Raw genomic sequence first — 1532 nt, 5'->3', positions numbered from 1 at the left:
CGCAGGTCATCCCTGAAGGAGTGGGGCCGTGTCAACCCGCGACCGCCGGGGTGGTTGTGGCCGGTTTCTGCCGGTTTCCCGGCTCGGTGCAGACAAACGCCAGCGAGGGGTCGGGGTCAAGGCTCGACCGCAGGTCGACCCCGTCAGGGGCTTGGCCTTGATGCCGGCTCCGGGTGGCGCATGATCGTGGCGCCGGGAACAGGGGGTTCGGTTGTGGGGGCCGTCTCTCCAACGTCCGGTGTGGACGAGGTGGCAACTGTCAGAACCGGGGGTCTGGTTGCCGGTCATCCCTTCGCCGCCGACATGGGCGGCATGGAGTGGTACGGCCGCAGCCAGGCGGGGTCAATCAGATGCGTCGACCGCGCACCGGCCGGTGGGGGTCAGACCTGCGTCGGCCTCGCGTCCTGGCTGCGTCCAGACTGTGCTCACGCCGATCGGGCCAGGCAACGGATGTGTCCGTCGCGGAGGCCGTAGTAGACCAGCGTGAGGAGTTTGCGGGCGGCGGCGACCTTGCCGATGTTCGCGCCGCGGTGTTCGCCTATGCGGGCCCGGGTGGCGGCGATCGGGCCACGGCGTACGCGTTGCACCGCCTCGACCGCGGCCCACCGCACGAGGGTGGAGCCCTGTTTGGTGATCCGACCACGCCGGACCTTGGTGTCGGACTCGCGGTGGCGTGGGGTCAGCCCGGCCCAGGAGCACAACTGCTCCGGTCGGGTGAAGCGGTGCACCTCGCCGATCTCGGCGACGAACACCCCGGCCAGGATCGGGCCGACACCGTCGATGGCCTGCACCGCGACATAGCCGGGGTTGGTGGACAGGCGGGCGCCGGTCATCTTGGCGTACAGGTCGATCTCGAAGCCGAACGCGTCGATCAACCTGCGTAGTGAGGCGATCCGCCCGGCGTAGACGTCCGGCAGGCGCAGCTCGGTGAGCAGCTGCTGCCCGGCGACGCCGAACAGATCGGTCATCGGCACGCTCACGCCGCACTTGGCCAGCACCGCATGCACCCCTGCCTTCAACCCTGAACGCACTGCGACCAGCTTCGCCCGGTGACGCACCAACTCACGTAGCTCACGGGTGGCCGGTGGCGCGATCCACGCCTCGGGCAGCCGTCCCATGCGCAGCAGATCGGCAAGATCAGAGGCATCACGCACGTCGTTCTTGACCCGCCGGTAGGCGAACCCCTTCACACCCAGCGGGTGGGCCAGGTGCACCTGCGCGCCGGCGTCGGCCAGGACGTCCGCCGCCCAGTACCAGCCGTAGGTGGCCTCCAACACCACCTGCGGCGCCTCACCCCACCCGGCGACCTGATCAGCCAGAACGAACGGGTCATTGTCGATCCGCGTGACACCCAACCGGTCACCGACCTCGCTCTGCTGCACGATCACGGTGCGCCGCCGGTGCAGATCGATACCCACCACCTGCCGACCGTCGTAGTCTGTGTTCACAGGGGCCTCCAACGTCGTGACGGACGTGAACACCTCCAAGTGAACGCCCAACGGCACGCCCAGAGCGAGATTCACGAGGAGCGG

Annotated in this window: 1 protein-coding gene; it reads right to left on the bottom strand. The window is 68.9% G+C overall.

The genetic code is table 11. The features are described from left to right. Positions 1-425: 425 nt before the first annotated feature. Complete coding sequence (locus JNW87_RS38610) at positions 426-1448, bottom strand: IS110 family transposase (protein WP_238455464.1); 1023 nt, start codon at positions 1446-1448, stop codon at positions 426-428. Between the last annotated feature and the right edge of the window lie 84 nt (positions 1449-1532).

It is taken from the genome of Micromonospora sp. ATA51, from assembly GCF_016802855.1.
In the GTDB taxonomy this organism is placed as follows: domain Bacteria; phylum Actinomycetota; class Actinomycetes; order Mycobacteriales; family Micromonosporaceae; genus Micromonospora; species Micromonospora sicca.
The sequence above is the reverse complement of the archived record's forward strand: the minus strand, read 5'-3'. Positions and strand labels throughout refer to the sequence as shown.